The organism is Paenibacillus sp. NRS-1760 (assembly GCF_050467785.1).
Classification (GTDB): Bacteria; Bacillota; Bacilli; order Paenibacillales; family Paenibacillaceae; genus Pristimantibacillus.
Genome location: NZ_JBITPK010000014.1, coordinates 316,096 through 331,294 on the forward strand (window position 1 = coordinate 316,096; position 15,199 = coordinate 331,294).

Annotated in this window: 9 protein-coding genes; all 9 read left to right on the forward strand. The window is 46.3% G+C overall.

What is annotated here, in order from left to right; genetic code table 11:
- Window positions 1-2 precede the first annotated feature (2 nt).
- The 9 genes from ACIFSR_RS20670 (at window position 3) to ACIFSR_RS20710 (ending at window position 14,807) form a co-directional block, all read left to right on the forward strand.
- Window positions 3-1,853, forward strand: a complete 1,851-nt coding sequence (locus ACIFSR_RS20670; protein ID WP_339204675.1) for a cache domain-containing sensor histidine kinase — start codon at window positions 3-5, stop codon at window positions 1,851-1,853.
- Between the two features lie 17 nt (window positions 1,854-1,870).
- The gene (locus tag ACIFSR_RS20675) at window positions 1,871-3,160 is read left to right on the forward strand and encodes an ABC transporter substrate-binding protein (RefSeq protein ID WP_339204674.1); all 1,290 of its coding nucleotides are present in this window, start codon (window positions 1,871-1,873) and stop codon (window positions 3,158-3,160) included.
- Window positions 3,161-3,172: 12 nt separating this feature from the next.
- On the forward strand, window positions 3,173-4,246 hold the full coding sequence (locus ACIFSR_RS20680) for a LacI family DNA-binding transcriptional regulator (RefSeq protein WP_430059640.1): 1,074 nt from the start codon (window positions 3,173-3,175) through the stop codon (window positions 4,244-4,246).
- A 312-nt stretch (window positions 4,247-4,558) separates the two neighbouring features.
- Window positions 4,559-5,716, forward strand: a complete 1,158-nt coding sequence (locus ACIFSR_RS20685; protein ID WP_339204672.1) for a GntR family transcriptional regulator — start codon at window positions 4,559-4,561, stop codon at window positions 5,714-5,716.
- Between the two features lie 256 nt (window positions 5,717-5,972).
- Window positions 5,973-9,047, forward strand: coding sequence for an alpha-mannosidase (locus tag ACIFSR_RS20690; RefSeq protein ID WP_430059642.1), 3,075 nt, complete (start codon window positions 5,973-5,975; stop codon window positions 9,045-9,047).
- Between the two features lie 5 nt (window positions 9,048-9,052).
- Window positions 9,053-9,964: an ABC transporter permease gene (locus ACIFSR_RS20695; protein ID WP_076268992.1), complete on the forward strand. Its 912-nt coding sequence runs from the start codon at window positions 9,053-9,055 to the stop codon at window positions 9,962-9,964.
- Between the two features lie 13 nt (window positions 9,965-9,977).
- The gene (locus ACIFSR_RS20700; protein WP_339204670.1) at window positions 9,978-10,874 is read left to right on the forward strand and encodes a carbohydrate ABC transporter permease; all 897 of its coding nucleotides are present in this window, start codon (window positions 9,978-9,980) and stop codon (window positions 10,872-10,874) included.
- 54 nt (window positions 10,875-10,928) lie between these two features.
- A complete protein-coding gene (locus ACIFSR_RS20705; RefSeq protein ID WP_339204669.1) occupies window positions 10,929-12,605 on the forward strand; it encodes an extracellular solute-binding protein in 1,677 nt (558 codons plus the stop codon).
- A 15-nt stretch (window positions 12,606-12,620) separates the two neighbouring features.
- A complete protein-coding gene (locus ACIFSR_RS20710; protein WP_430059645.1) occupies window positions 12,621-14,807 on the forward strand; it encodes a hypothetical protein in 2,187 nt (728 codons plus the stop codon).
- Window positions 14,808-15,199: the final 392 nt, after the last annotated feature.

Here is a 15,199-nt window from a genome sequence, read left to right on the forward strand (position 1 = left end):
GGATGAGCCCCAGAAAACGATTGTGGCGCATATGGGCAGCTTTAGGCAGCATGAGAATGGAGGGGAAGCTGTTTATCGTTTTCCTGCTTCTAATCACGCTGCCGTTATCGTTTATAGGCTACATCTCATATAGCAATTACTCGCGTTCGATTGAGGAGAAAACGATTGTTTATTCGACCAAGATGCTTGAGAACATGATGGTTCGTGTTGACGATTATATCGAGGATATGATTCGTATTTCCTCTATTCCTGCGTACCAGAACGATATCAAACAAAACCTGATTCTCTCGAACAGCTATTACGAGAAAAGGCAGCAAACATCGATCGATAATAGCAATCAGGTGCCTGACGATTTTGACCTTCTGCTCTTAATCCAGCGAGGCATAGAGGGAAATATTTCGTTCATCAATACGATAAAACGCGGCGCCAACTCGGTTTATATATTTGATCAGTTCGGCAATGGCTATTATTCTACAGCAGGCGGAGGCATTCGGCTGAACGTGAAGGAGAGCTATGAGAAATGGCGAGAGCTCATTAATACTTCTGGCGGTGAAGCGAGACTGTTCAGCACGCAAAAATATACGAGCAATTTGCAGAGCGTCAAATATGCATTTACCGTCGTTCGCAAGGTGATTGATAAATCGCTTAAGCCTATCGGCATGATTGCGGTGGATGCGAATATTAGCGTCATTGAGGATCAAATGAGTGAGCTCGACAAGGTGACAAATGGAAAATCGGTCATTATCGATGAGCTTGGCAATGTCGTTTATGACAGCGACAAGCAGCGAATGGCCACAAACATTATGAGTGATCCTACGGTAGTCCAAGCAAAGGGCACGAAGGGGAGCTTTTATTTTGAGCGTGACGGTGTTAATCGTTTATACATTTATACGACCTCGCCCAATACGAAATGGAAGGTAATGACCTCCATTCCGGATAGTGAGCTGACGAAAGATGCCGTTGTCATTCGCAACGTAACCTGGATCGCTACAATTATTACGATTATCGTCGCGCTTTTTATTTCTGTTGTGTTTTCCTTTGCACTAACGAATCCGCTACGCAAAATGATGCGATTGATGAAGAACGTGCAGGAGGGTGACTTTAACGTTCAGTTTCAAGTGAAATATCGGGACGAGGTAGGACAGCTAGGCAATCAGTTCAACCGAATGATTGTCCGAATTGATCACCTCATTCAGGATATTTATTTGATGGAGACAAAGAAGAAGGAAGCTGAATTGCACGCGCTGCAAAGCCAGATCAATCCGCATTTCATGTATAATACGCTCGAATCGATCCGAATGGCGGCTGAGCTGAACGACGATCAGATCGCAGCCGACATGATTGCCATACTCGGGAAGCTGCTGCGATACAGCATAAGCGATTTGCATGAGGAAGTAACGCTGGAGAATGAGGTTCTGCATATGCGCAACTATGTGGAAATGCTTAATTATCGTTATCCGAACCGCTTCCATTTAGAAACGCATATAACCGATGACATGCTGAAGTATCCTATGATTAAGCTTGTGCTGCAGCCCATTGTCGAGAATGCGATTTATCACGGCATGGATGACAATAAGGCCTCGATGAGAATTGTGATGAGCAGCGAGCGTACGCCGCATGGTGTGCTGCTTCGCATAAAAGATGATGGGCTTGGCATGGATGAGGATACATTAGATCGCTTAAACCGTTCACTTACAGGATCGGAGGAAGCGGTCGTCAAGCGCAAATCAGGCGGAATCGGCTTGAAAAATGTAAACGAGCGTATCAAGCTCCACTACGGAAACGCGTATGGCTTGAAGGTGACCAGTGAACGGGGTAAAGGCACCGAGGTTATTTTACAGTTTCCACTATAAAGAGGGAGAGACGCTGCATGAACAAATACATTTGTATGCTGCTGCTTATTGTTCTTTTGTCCAGCATAGGCTTGACGGGATGCCAGAAGGCACAAGGCAACAGCGAAAAGGAAAAGGAGCCCGTTAGCAAAGAGGAACAAGTTGGTCAAAATGTGACGATTAATGTGATGACCAATCGTGTTGATCTGATGGAGAATGGCGTGTTTCAAAAATATGCCGATCAATTTGCACAGCTGAATCCTGGCGTAACGGTCAAGTTTGAGGGCATAACCAATTATGCCAGCGATATTATGCTGCGCTTATCCACTCGCAGCTTAGGCGATGTGCTGCTGCTTCCGAACAATATTAAAAATGAAGACTTGCCTGATTATTTTGAGCCGCTAAGCGACAGCTTGTTTGAGCATATTCATTTTGCAGACTTTAAAGCACATGCTGGACAACGCTTTGGTATTGCTACCGGCGCTTCCACGACAGGGATCGTATATAATAAGCAAGCTTTCAAAAAGGCAGGCATTACACAAATCCCAACGACCTTGGAGCAGTTCTATGCAGCATGCGAGAAGCTGAAGAAAGCCGGCATTGTACCTGTCTATCTGAATTATGGCGCTCAGTGGCCGCTTATGACTTGGGGCGAGGATCTAGTCAGCTATATGACTGGCAATGCCGACTATTTAAATAATATGGTCAACACGGACGAGCCGTGGACTATTGATAATGCATGGGGACAGTCAATTTCCATTGTCAAAACATTAATATCAAAAGGTTATGTGGAAAACCAATTGCTTTCGAATCAATGGGAAACATCCAAAAAAGAGCTTGCTGACGGTAGAGCCGCCATGTATTTAATGGGTAACTGGGTCATCAATCAAGTTATTGCAGCGGGTGCGAAATCGGAAGATATCGGCTTTTTCCCATTCCCTTACGACAATAGCGAGAAGCGCTTCTCGCCGCTAAGCCCGGATTGGTTTGTGGGTGTAAGCAAATTTAGCGAGAACAAAGAGCTCGCCGAGGCGTGGGTCAAATTTTTTGTAAACGAATCTGGTTATGTTGATGATTCGGGCTTCTTGCCTGTGATTGAGGATAAGCAGCCTTCCTTGCCGCAATTTCAACAGTTTCTATCGTTCAACATCGAATTTCTGGAGCGAAGAGTGCCAGACGACCTCTTGCTTGAAATTGCGAATACAGCTCAAATTGCATTTTGGTCCGGCGATTATATTCAAGAGTGGATTGCCTCTCCAGATTTGCAGAAGGTGTTTACCGAATACAATAGGCGCTGGAAAGAAGCGCGAACCATTACTGAAAGCTAAGGTGGACTACCGATGTCAAACAAGGTTACCATGCAGCAAATTGCTGATTATTTAAGCGTATCAAAGTTTGTTGTCTCGAAGGCGCTCTCTGGCAAAGGCGGCGTCAGTGAGGCAACACAGGAGCGGGTTATTCAAGCGGCATCGCAGCTGGGTTATTTTACGCAAAAGAATGCTTATGTGAAAACAATGAAGCTTGAGCAGCTTCCCAAAACGCCTGCCGCCCACAAACAATCGGTGCTTGTGCTTATGCCTAATATTCGCTTCCAAACGAAGGAGTCGCTGTATTGGGGAAGAATCCTCGATGGGATTGCTTCGCGATTGGAGAAAGATGGTTATGGCATGGTCATTGTGTCAGAGCAAAGCGTTGATCATTTCCTTCATTTCTTGAACCCGAATGGCATATTGGGGCTTATCGGCGTGGGAGAAATTTCAACTCCGCTGCTGTTAGAGGTGCATCGCATCGGCTTGCCAATGGTGCTCGTGGATCATGAGGATATGTTAATTCCTAGCGATACGGTGTTTACGAACAATTATGATTCTATGTATCGCTTGACGAAACATTTGATTGGTAAAGGACATACGCAGCTGTGCTTTATTGGGGATATGAATTATTCGCGGAGCTTTAAGGATCGGTTTCTTGGGTTCCGAAGTGTACTGGAGGAGCAGGCTCTGGTGGAGCCTAGGTTCCAAATGAGCAATGACTGTTATCTTCCCGTTGAAGGTTTTGAGCATGAGCAGTTTCAAGAGCCGATAAAACAGTGGGCAATCAAAAGACTCAAGGCAAAAACGATGCCAACGGCGCTTCTATGTGCAAATGACATGATCGGTATCGGTGCGATTGATGCCATGAAGGAGCTAGGTATAGCGGTGCCGGAAGAGGTGTCCATTACAGGCTATGACAACATTGACGATTCCTATCGCATGACACCTTCTTTGTCGACGGTGCATGTGCCTAAGGAAGCGCTTGGCAAGCGTGCGGTAGAGAGGCTGATTAGCAGAATAACGAACAAGCAGGAGCCGATGGAGAAGCTGCTTGTAGCTGGAGAGATCTTGTACCGAGAGTCAACGGCGCAGGTGAAAGCATGACTTAGGACATAGGTTGATGTATGAACAATGAGGTTTAAATGGATGAATTGCTTATGATTTGTCATATTGATAGCGATTTCGAATACAATTAAAAATATATATTGTATATATTATATATACAAAATTTGCGATATTCGACAAGAAAAGTGGTTGAAAACGCCCGATGTATAGGAAAAAAGCTGTGAATTAGCGTCTTCCTTAGTTCTAAAGAAGGGTAATTTACTTCATTCGACAAAGATGTGGGTATTGCCTAAAAAGAGGCTAACCTATATTATATATTACAAATATTAATATGGAGCTTGGTGATAGCAAATGAATTCAACAGTCCGTACGCCGCTTTACCAGAAAATCCAGGATTATATCCGCGAGTTGATTGCTACGGAAGGCTTGAAGGCGGGGGACCGCATTCCGACCGAAAAAGATCTAATGAAGTTGTTTAACGTCAGTAAAATAACTGTAGTGAATGCGATGGTCGGACTTGCGAACGATGGAATCATTTCAAGGGTACCGGGAAAGGGCAGCTTCGTCAGCAATGATGGGCCGGTAGAAGTGGATGAGACAGTGCCGGTTACGCCGACAGTTGGTTTAGAAAGAGCGGCAACCCAGAATAAAACGCGTATGATTGGTCTCGTTATGCCATCTATTTATGATTATTTTGCCATCCGTTTAGTTGAGGGAGTGCAGAGGGCGCTAAGAGAAAAGGGCTACCGAAGCATGATTTTGCTGTCTGAGGGCGATGTGGATAAAGAGAAAGAAGCGTTTAAGACACTAAAGGAATTCGGTACGGATGGTTTGCTTGTATTTCCCGTAGATGAAGAGAATTATAACGAAGAAATATTAAATATGAAGTTCAATGGCTACCCCTTTGTACTTATCGATCGTTTCCTGCCTGGCGTAGAAACCAATTATATCGCTGCGGATGGAAGGCTTGGAACAAGCCTTGCTGTCGAATATATGTGGGAGCTTGGGCACCGGGAAATTGCGATTTGCTCAGATTCTCCGCTGCAAACGGTTACGGTACAGGAGCGGATTGAAGGTTATATGGACGCTTTGAAAAACAAAGGCGCACTCATTAATCCGGCTCATATTATTACCGATTTTAATGTTGGTAGTCTTAAGGATGCGGAGAAGCACCCGTTATACCGCTATATTCGCAACCGAATGGCTACAGCGTATATTACGCTTAACGGAAGGCTGGCTGTTCGAATTTATCAAATGGCTAGGCAAGCGGGGCTTCGCGTGCCTGAGGATTTGTCTATTATCAGCTTCGATGACCCGACATCTATCGTAGATGAGTTCAGCTTGTTTACACATATCAATCAGTTTGAGCATGATATGGGTTATCGTGCAGCAAGCACACTGATCAACATTATTGAAAATGGGGTAGACCCAAACAATAGATATAGCAAAACGCTGCTTAATCCTGAGCTGGTTATCCGCCAAACGACTGGACCAAGACCAGTTCAATAATTGAATAAGCGATAAAATTGAGAATCTTTTCCGCTAAGGAAAAGATTTTTTTATTTATATATTGAATATATTGAATCTATATATTATATTATGAATAAGACGAATGTTTATAAAGCTTGGTTGCAAAAGTCATATAGCGAAGTTTTGAATAGTTTCGCGAGTACGATCTGAAAACGCTAACAATTTGAAGTCGATAGGCATGTATGGGAAAAAGCCTGTATGAAATATAGAACTGGATGATAAAGGAGACCTACAAATGCCATACGAAAAAGTGAGAACGGAGCAGTTGAAGTCGCTGTTGGACCGGTTGAAGGAACAAATCTACAAGCCGCTTACGGATTTGAGAGTAACCGCTTGGGTTACTGAGGAGCCGGTTTCTTACGAGGATAGGGAGTCAGGCCGGAAGATTGAACTCGCTGCGGGAGACCGTTGGGGAAATCTTTGGGACTGCGCTTGGTTTCACTTTAGCGGAAAAGTACCGCAAGAGGCGAAGGGCTCCAAAATTGTGCTTCTTATCGATGTGAATGGTGAGCTTTGTTTAGTAGATGAAGAGGGAACACCTACTCAGGGTTTAACGAATATAAATTCTGAGTTTGATTATAGCCTTGGCCTTCCTGGCAAACGTGTTGTACACATTAGTGAAAGCGCGCAGGGGGATGAAGAAATTGATTTGTGGGGCGATGCAGGCTGCAACGACCTGTTCGGTCGCTTCCGCAGCGGCACTTTGAAGGAAGCCCAAGTCGCAATCTGCCACGAGAATATCCATCAGCTTTATTATGACGCTGAGGTGCTTCTGGAGACGGCGGATCGTTTGCCTGAAGGGTCAGCACGCAGAGCACGCATTTTGCAGTCTTTGTATGAAGCCTCTCATATCCTTACATCTTTGAGTGAAGAAAGAGTAGCTAAGGCATCGAAACTGCTGCGTGAGCAGCTTGATAAACGCGGCGGAGATCCAGTGCTTACAATTAGTGCCGTCGGCCACGCGCATATGGATCTGGCTTGGTTATGGCCAATCCGCGAAACCATCCGTAAGGGAGCACGCACGTTTTCAACGGTGCTGCGGATGATGGAACGTTACCCCGACTACATCTTTGGAGCAAGCCAGCCACAGCTTTATGATTGGATGAAAATCCATTATCCGAAGCTGTATGCAAGCATCAAAGAGCGTGTGCAAGAAGGGCGCTGGGAGCTGCAAGGCGCGATGTGGGTTGAATCGGATACAAACGTACCTAGCGGAGAAGCGCTGATCCGTCAAATCCTTTACGGAAAACGGTATTTCCAAGCAGAGTTTGGTCAAGAGATGAAGTCGCTTTGGATGCCGGACGTATTTGGATACACAGCGAGCCTGCCTCAAATTTTGAAAAAATCAGGCGTTGATTACATGATGACGCAGAAGCTGTCATGGAGCATTTACAACCGTCATCCCCACCATACGTTCCACTGGGAAGGAATCGACGGCTCGCGTGTCCTGACTCATATGCCGCCTGAGGATACGTATAACAGCCCGGCTGCACCTCGTTCCATTGTGAAGGCAGAGAATGAATATATGGACAAAAACGTATCGGAGAATTGTCTCATGTTGTTCGGAATCGGCGATGGCGGAGGCGGTCCTGGCGAGGAGCATCTCGAGAGATTGCAGCGGGAGAAAAATTTACTTGGCCTTAGCCCAGTTGTTCAAGAGCATTCTTCACAATTTTTTGAGAAGCTTGCAGTTGGTTCTGATCGTTATCAAGTGTGGTCCGGGGAGCTTTATCTGGAGCGCCATCAAGGAACGCTGACCAGCCAAGCGCGCAATAAACGGTATAACCGTAAGCTTGAGAAAGCTTTGCGTGAGCTTGAATATGCAGCTGTCTTGGCTGAAAGAACAAAGGGCAAACCTTATCCTGCGCAGGAGCTGGAAACGATATGGAAAGAAGTGCTGCTCTATCAATTCCATGATATATTGCCAGGCTCCTCTATTAAACGCGTATATGATGAATCGCTGGAGAGATACGCTATACTGCTGGACCGTGTCGAGCAATTAATTTCCGAAGCTTACGAAGCGGTTGCACAATCCGTATCTGCTGAGAAAGGCTCTGAGGTAATCTTTAACTCCCTGTCATGGGATCGGGAAGAATGGTATGAAAACAATGGCGCATGGCAGCGGGTTCGTATTCCTGCTATGGGATATGCCGTTGCAAATGGTTCACTAGCGCTTGCTGAGACGGCAGCAGCTGAAGCAGAAATTGCAGCTGCCCGGACGCAAGAGAAAACAGCGGCAAATAACCTCTTTCCTGATATGAGGGCATCAGCTATCGATCGGATAATGGAAAATGATTTGTTATCGGTTACGTTCGCTGAAGACTTCACAATTATATCCATTATTGATAAAGAGCTTGGCCGGGAAATCATCCCGCATGGCCAGAAGGCGAATGAACTCAGCCTGTATCATGATGAGGGCGATGCATGGGATATTAAACAAGATTATCGCCTCTCGGGAGGAGTACCGCTTGAGCCAGCTGAATCATCAGCTTTCCAAGATGGACCAATGGTAGGCTTGCTGCTTGTATATCGGTTTGGTCAATCAACAATGACACAGAAGGTCATCCTGACTCAAGGCAGCCGCCGCATCGATTTCGTTACGAACGTTGATTGGAAGGAATCAGCGAAGATGCTGCGTACATCCTTCCCTGTCAATATTCGATCGGACAGCGCGAGCTGTGAAATTCAGTTCGGCTACTTGAAACGCCCTACACATCGCAATACACTGTGGGATTATGCGAAGGATGAAATTTGCGCTCATCAATGGATCGATCTTTCAGAGTCGGATTATGGCGTCGCACTTCTCAATGATTGCAAATACGGACATCGTGCTTGGCAGAATGTGCTGGATTTGAATCTTTTGCGCAGTACATCGTATCCAGATCCAGAAGCCGATCAAGCAGAGCATCAGTTTACGTACTCCTTGTACCCGCATAAAGGGGATCATGTTCAGGCAGAGGTTTATAAGCGTGGATATGAGCTTAACGTACCACTGCGTTCGGTAAGCATGGCAGCAAGCGACGAGGCACAGCATTTGCCAGCAGCAAAATCATTTTTCAGCGTTGACCATTCCAATGTGATGGTTGAAACGGTGAAGCAGGCAGAGGACGGGGATGATCTGATCATCCGTTTATATGAAACCGCAGGAACACATCTTAAGGCAAAACTCATTGCAGCTATGAACGAAGCGGATGCTTGGCTTACTGATTTGATGGAAACACCCATCGATAGAATCCATGCGGAGGAAGGGGCATACCACCTGGCCTTTACTCCATTTGAAATAAAAACGATCCGTTTGGCAAGGAGGTAGAGCATATGACAGAGTCTGTATTGTGGAAACGAATTTGGCGGCACAAACTATTTTATTTGTTTATGCTGCCCGGCATCATCTGGTTTTTCCTCTTTTCCTACGTTCCACTTTTTGGCGTACAAGTGGCATTTCGTGATTTCATGTTCTCTGGGGGCTTCACTGGAAGCCCCTGGGCAGGACTGAAATACTTCCAGCAGTTTTTCTCCTATTATCAGTCATTCGAGTTGATCCGCAACACGATTATCATCAGTCTCATGAAGCTTCTTATCGGATTTGCAATGCCTATATGTCTCGCAATCCTATTGAACGAGGTTCGCAACATTAAATTTAAGAAAACCGTGCAAACGCTTTCTTATTTACCGTATTTCGTTTCATGGATTGTCGTTGTTACGCTGATGCAGCGTCTTCTTACTCCATCTGGAGGTCCAATCAATGAATTGCTTGGTGTGTTTGGTGTAGAACCGATTCAGTTCTTGAACAATACAACATGGTTTTATCAAATTGTTGTAGGCTCAGATATTTGGAAAAACATCGGGTGGAACTCGATCATCTATATGGCAGCAATCGCCGGCATTGACCAGCAGCTTTACGAGGCGGCTAAGATCGACGGCGCTGGGCGCACTCGCCAAATGTGGCATGTAACGCTTCCTGGTATTCGCAACATTGCCGTTATTTTGTTCATACTCTCGGCCGGCAGCTTAATGAGCGCTGGTTATGAGCAGCTGCTCCTGCTGAACGGTCCGGCTACCGCCGCAATCGGCAGCGTACTCGATGTGCATGTTATCAGCTCCGGTATAGGTGAAGGCCGATTAAGTTATGCGGCTGCTGTAGGATTATTCCAGAGTGTCATTGCACTCATTCTCATCGTGACTGTCAACCGAATTGCTCGCAAGGTTAGCGACGTATCCCTGTTTTAAGGAGTGGTTTGATATGGCGAAAAGCCGATTTTCTATATTTAGCATTTGTAATTATATTTTCTTAACATTGTTCGGATTGTCGATGATCTACCCGTTTATTTACATTCTGGTCTACTCGCTCAACGATGGAAAAGATTCGATGATGGGTGCGCTTTATTTCTTCCCTCGTAAATTTACACTCGACAATTACGTAGAGGTTTTTGATAATGCCCGCATTTGGCAGGCCTACAAAATTACGCTGCTTCGAACGGTGCTCGGCACATTCCTGCACGTAGGTCTTTGTACGCTGATGGCTTATGCGCTTTCCAAAAAAACGCTGCCAGGAAGAACATTTTTTACGTATTACATCTTTTTGCCAACGATATTCAGCGCTGGATTCATTCCGTATTTCATCACTTTGCAGAAGCTGCATCTGATCAACAGTTTTTGGGTATATGTCATTCCGATGCTGTTCAATTTCATGCATATCGTCATTCTTCGAACGTTCCTGCAAGGCATACCGGAGGAGCTAGAGGAATCGGCACGAATTGACGGCTACGGTGACTTTCAAATATTCCTTAAAATCATACTACCGTTATCGGGTCCAGTTCTTGCGACTATCGCTTTGTTTATCGGGGTTTCGCATTGGAACGACTGGTTTACAGGCGCCTACTATGTGTCGGATAAAAATCTGATACCAGTTCAAACGCTGCTGCAAGAATTGCTGACCGAAGCGGAAGCGCTATCATCCTCCATGCAGAGAGCGGCGCAGCAAGGCGGTCAGACCGTCAGCGTCAATGTGGCTGGGGCAACACCGGAATCGCTTCGAATGGCTTTGCTCGTTATCACGGTGTTTCCGATCTTGTGTATTTACCCGTTTTTGCAGCGTTACTTCGTCAAGGGCGTTATGATTGGCTCGGTCAAAGGATAATCGTCCGCATTCGGGACTTTATCATATTTCATTACAGTTCACGGGAGGGTTTTTATGAAGAACAAAAGAGCAAAAAGCACTTCGTTGTTACTCGCAGTAACTCTGATGGCGGTTACGCTGTTTGGCTGCAGCAACAACAACGGTGGCGCCGTCAATAAGCCTTCGGACAACGCAGGCACAACTAACAGCGGTACAGAGCAAAAAGAGGTGAAACTCAAAGTTCTTCACAACTGGAACGGCTCCAGCGGCAGCGACACAGATACGACGGCGATCGAGAAGGTTATTAAAGAAAAAACGGGGATTACGATCGAGTGGGAATATACAAAGGGCAGTGAAGTTGAGAAAGTGAACACCATTTTTGCAACTCAAGATATGCCTGATATTTACACAGGTCCAGCTTGGGGCGGAGAGCTAGATGGAATTATAAAAGCAGCGAAGGAAGACCAATTGGTCGATCTTTCGGATAAGCTGGACAAATATCCAAATCTAGCAAAAGCGATTCAGAAAGACAATGTTCCGCCAGCGCTTTATGAGAAAGCTTTTGATGTGTATGACGGCAAGCAGTTCTTGCTTTACCAGAACCACCCTGCAACACCTGAGGATGCAATGGATTGGCTTTATGGCTTCTATGTCCGCAAGGATATTGCTGAGAAGGTTGGAGTAGATCCGCAATCCGTACGTACAAAGGAAGAGCTTTACAGCTTCCTGAAAAAAATTAAGGACGCTGACCTGAAGGAAAATGGCATGTCTGTTATTCCTCTCGGAGGCTTCCATAACGGCTGGGCTGTTGGTATTGGCAATACGATGTTCTATGGCTCTGGTTATGTAGATAAAGGTGATGGAACGCTGGAAAACAGCTTCTTCTCGAAACAATACGAGGATTATACGCTGTATTACCGCAAGCTGATCTCCGAAGGTCTGCTTGATCTTGAAGCGTTTACGCAAACCGATCCAATCGCGAATGAGAAAATCAAGCAAGGTCGTATTGCAGTGCTGGCTGCTCACTATCCAGCGATTCTCGATGCTTCCAAAGACTATGTGAAAGCGCATCCAGGCAGCGATTATATTCCAGTCGGCCCGCTTGAGCGTGCTGGTGCTGCTGCAGACCGTCCTGCTGACCTTTCTATTCAAGGAAACAACGTAACCGTTATTCCGAAAAAATCGAAAAACGTAGATGCAGCGCTTCGCCTGCTGGACTATCTTGCTTCTGATGAAGGTTTCCTTCTCGTACGTTACGGCATTCAAGGCGAACATTGGGATATGGAAAACGGCAAGCCTGTAGCCAAAAAAGAATGGTTTGATAAATTCTCAGCGGATACAACTGGCAAGATGAAGAAAAACGAAGGCATGGGCATTGGCCTTGAGAGCATGTCTGGCCAAGACCGCATCAACTCCGTTGGCGCTGGAGACATCTGGTCTGATCAGGATCGTCTGGCAGCGATGGATAATGCGCGTAAAATTTTACGTCCTAACGGTATTAGTGTTATTTCGGCATACAATCCTGGCGACGTTATGATTAAGTCTCCACAGTGGGAAATGCTGAAGCCATCCATGGACAAAATAGGCGACGTCTGGAAAGAAGCGATTTATGCGAAATCGGATGAAGCGGCACTAAAAATCATTAATGATCTTCGCGGTCAGATGAATAAAACAGGCTATAAAGAAGCAATGCAGTTTACTAATGACAACTTGAAAGGCAAGGAAGTAGCTTTGTTTGGAATGGCAAACTAAAGGAGGCTTCTCGCTTTGACGAAGGGTTTGGGACAACGAGCAGAGTGGACCGGTTTTCAGGAATCAAGGCCGTATGGCCCGAAGTATGATTTGCGGACCGATTTTGTCATGGTATACGGAATATCTGATGATTTGCCTGAGCGGATCGAAGGCTGGAGAAATGCCGGCTATAAGATTCATTTGATGACAGGTGTATCTTGGGGGGAGTATCAGGACTACTTGTACGGTCGATTCGACGGACGGGAGCACTGGGATGAAGCTCAAATGGACCGCAGCGGAAATCATCTGCTTCATGGCAAGGATGTTCCTTATATGGTTCCGACCATTGCCTTCGCTGAATATTTGGCTTCTCATATTAAACGGGCAATCGACTCTGGTGCAGAAGCGATTCATTTGGAGGAGCCGGAATTTTGGGCGGCATCTGGTTATTCCGATGCGTTCAAGCGGGAGTGGCTGAATTATTACGGGGAGGATTGGATTCCTCCCCACTCCTCGCCGGACGCTCAGTATAGAGCATCCAAGCTGAAGGCGGCAATGTACTATCGTGCGCTTGACCGGCTTTGCAGTCAAATGAAGGAATATTCGTTAGTAACCTACGGTAGAACGGTGCGTTTCTATGTCCCAACTCACAGCTTGATCAATTACACGCAGTGGAGAATTATTAGTCCTGAGGCGCTGCTCGTGTCGATGCCTGGCTGTGACGGTTTCATTGCTCAGATCTGGACGGGAACGGCTCGTACTCCGAACGTTTATAAGGGGCTGCGCAGAGAGCGAACCTTCGAGACGGTATATTTGGAATATGGAATTATGCAGGAGCTGACTCGTGGGACGGGGCGTGAAATGTGGTTCCTTCACGATCCGATTGAGGATAACCCTAGATACAGCTGGAGCGACTATCGTAAAAACTATCGTTCTACTGTTGTTGCTTCCCTGCTGCATCCTGAGGTGAAGCAATACGAGGTATGCCCATGGCCGCGCCGTGTATTCGAGGGCAGCTACCCGACTGAGGACGGGAAAGGAAAAGAAATGATCCCGGGTGACTATGCGACCGTGCTTCTGACGGTCATGAATGTGCTGCGCGACATGCATAACCATGATGAGGTTGCTGGAGACGACGCCTATACAGCTGGCATTGGCCTTTGCTTATCCAACTCTGCGATGTATCAACGCGGGGACGTTATCCGTGAAAACGAGCAGGAAGGCGAAGCTGCCAAATATGACGGAACGAGTTCAGCTGAAGAGCTGAGTGCAGAGCAGAAGGAGCTTCTTGACTGGTCATCCTTTTACGGACTCGCGCTTCCGCTCGTGAAGGTAGGCATTCCGCTTAGACCGGTACAGCTGGACAATATTTTGACCTTCCCAGGATATTTGGATCATTACCGAGTGCTGCTGCTCAGCTACGAATTTATGAAGCCGGAGCATCCGGGCATTCACCAAGCTATCGGACAATGGGTAAGGGAGGGCGGCATACTCATCTATGTCGGTGACGGCTCGGACCCCTATCATGAAGTACGGGAATGGTGGAACCGTGAGAACAGCCGCCGCTCTTACATGCGTCCGGAAGAACATTTATTCGAGTCGCTTGGCTTAGGTAGAAACCCGGAGCAAGGAGAGTTTACGGTAGGCAGCGGTGCTGTTTTATTTTACCGTGAGAATCCGGCGGAATTGTCCCGCTCTGAAGCTGGTGCAGCTCTTATACGGAGTGCTGTAAAAAGGTCGCTCGAGATCCGCGGAGAAATGGTTGATTATAAGGAAAGCACCTCGCTGCATATGAGACGGGGGCCTTATGTCATTACTCATGTGCTGGATGAGAGGGAAGCAGATGATTCAATCGTTCTTGAAGGATTGTTCGTTGATTTGTTCGAAGCGAGCATGCCTGTGAAACATTCCGTGGAAATCAAATCGGGCGAGGACAGCTTGTTGTTTGATTTGAACTACTCTGATAAACAGCAGGGGGAAACAAGTATTCTTGTTAGTTCATCTCGCATTCGTGAGGAGCTGTCGGCTGAAAACCGAATTTCCTTTGTTTCAGAGGCACCGCTGGACATCACGGTTAGTACGCGCCTGCGTGTACCAAGTGAGCCTAGCAGCGTCACAGCTGGTGATCAAGCGGCATCATACGAGTATGATGGAGAGTCAGGAACGGTGCTTCTTCGCTATCCAGGCATTCCGGAAGGAATTGCAGTAAGCGTGGAATGGTAATGCGATAACAAACGAACGATTGAAGGGGCTGTTCCACAGTGATGAACTCACTGGAGAGATAGCTCGATATGAATATTGAAAAAAATGGCGTCACAGAGACTTAATCCTGTGACGCCATTTTTCTATTTTGGTCTATTGATGTTTGCTTAAGCAAATGGTGGACAAGCGAATCTTGGCGTATGATCGAGGTGGGAAATGGAGCAATAAGCACGTATATGTTCTTACAGCGAGAGAAAGGGCTAGGTTTGTTGTCTGTAAGCACATATATGCGCTTATAGAGTAGCTGCGGCGTATGATTGAGGTAGGAAATGGAGCAATAAGCACGTATACGTATATGTTCTTACAGCGAGAGAAAGGGCTAGGTTTGTTGTCTGTAAGCACAAATATGCGCT

Bases quoted from the DNA above. Each gene is read 5' to 3' on its own strand.
- ACIFSR_RS20705 (WP_339204669.1), top strand. From the start codon at position 10,929: ATGAAGAACAAAAGAGCAAAAAGCACTTCGTTGTTACTCGCAGTAACT.
- ACIFSR_RS20685 (WP_339204672.1), top strand. From the start codon at position 4,559: ATGAATTCAACAGTCCGTACGCCGCTTTACCAGAAAATCCAGGATTAT.
- ACIFSR_RS20670 (WP_339204675.1), top strand. From the start codon at position 3: ATGAGCCCCAGAAAACGATTGTGGCGCATATGGGCAGCTTTAGGCAGC.
- ACIFSR_RS20680 (WP_430059640.1), top strand. From the start codon at position 3,173: ATGTCAAACAAGGTTACCATGCAGCAAATTGCTGATTATTTAAGCGTA.
- ACIFSR_RS20700 (WP_339204670.1), top strand. From the start codon at position 9,978: ATGGCGAAAAGCCGATTTTCTATATTTAGCATTTGTAATTATATTTTC.
- ACIFSR_RS20690 (WP_430059642.1), top strand. From the start codon at position 5,973: ATGCCATACGAAAAAGTGAGAACGGAGCAGTTGAAGTCGCTGTTGGAC.
- ACIFSR_RS20675 (WP_339204674.1), top strand. From the start codon at position 1,871: ATGAACAAATACATTTGTATGCTGCTGCTTATTGTTCTTTTGTCCAGC.
- ACIFSR_RS20695 (WP_076268992.1), top strand. From the start codon at position 9,053: ATGACAGAGTCTGTATTGTGGAAACGAATTTGGCGGCACAAACTATTT.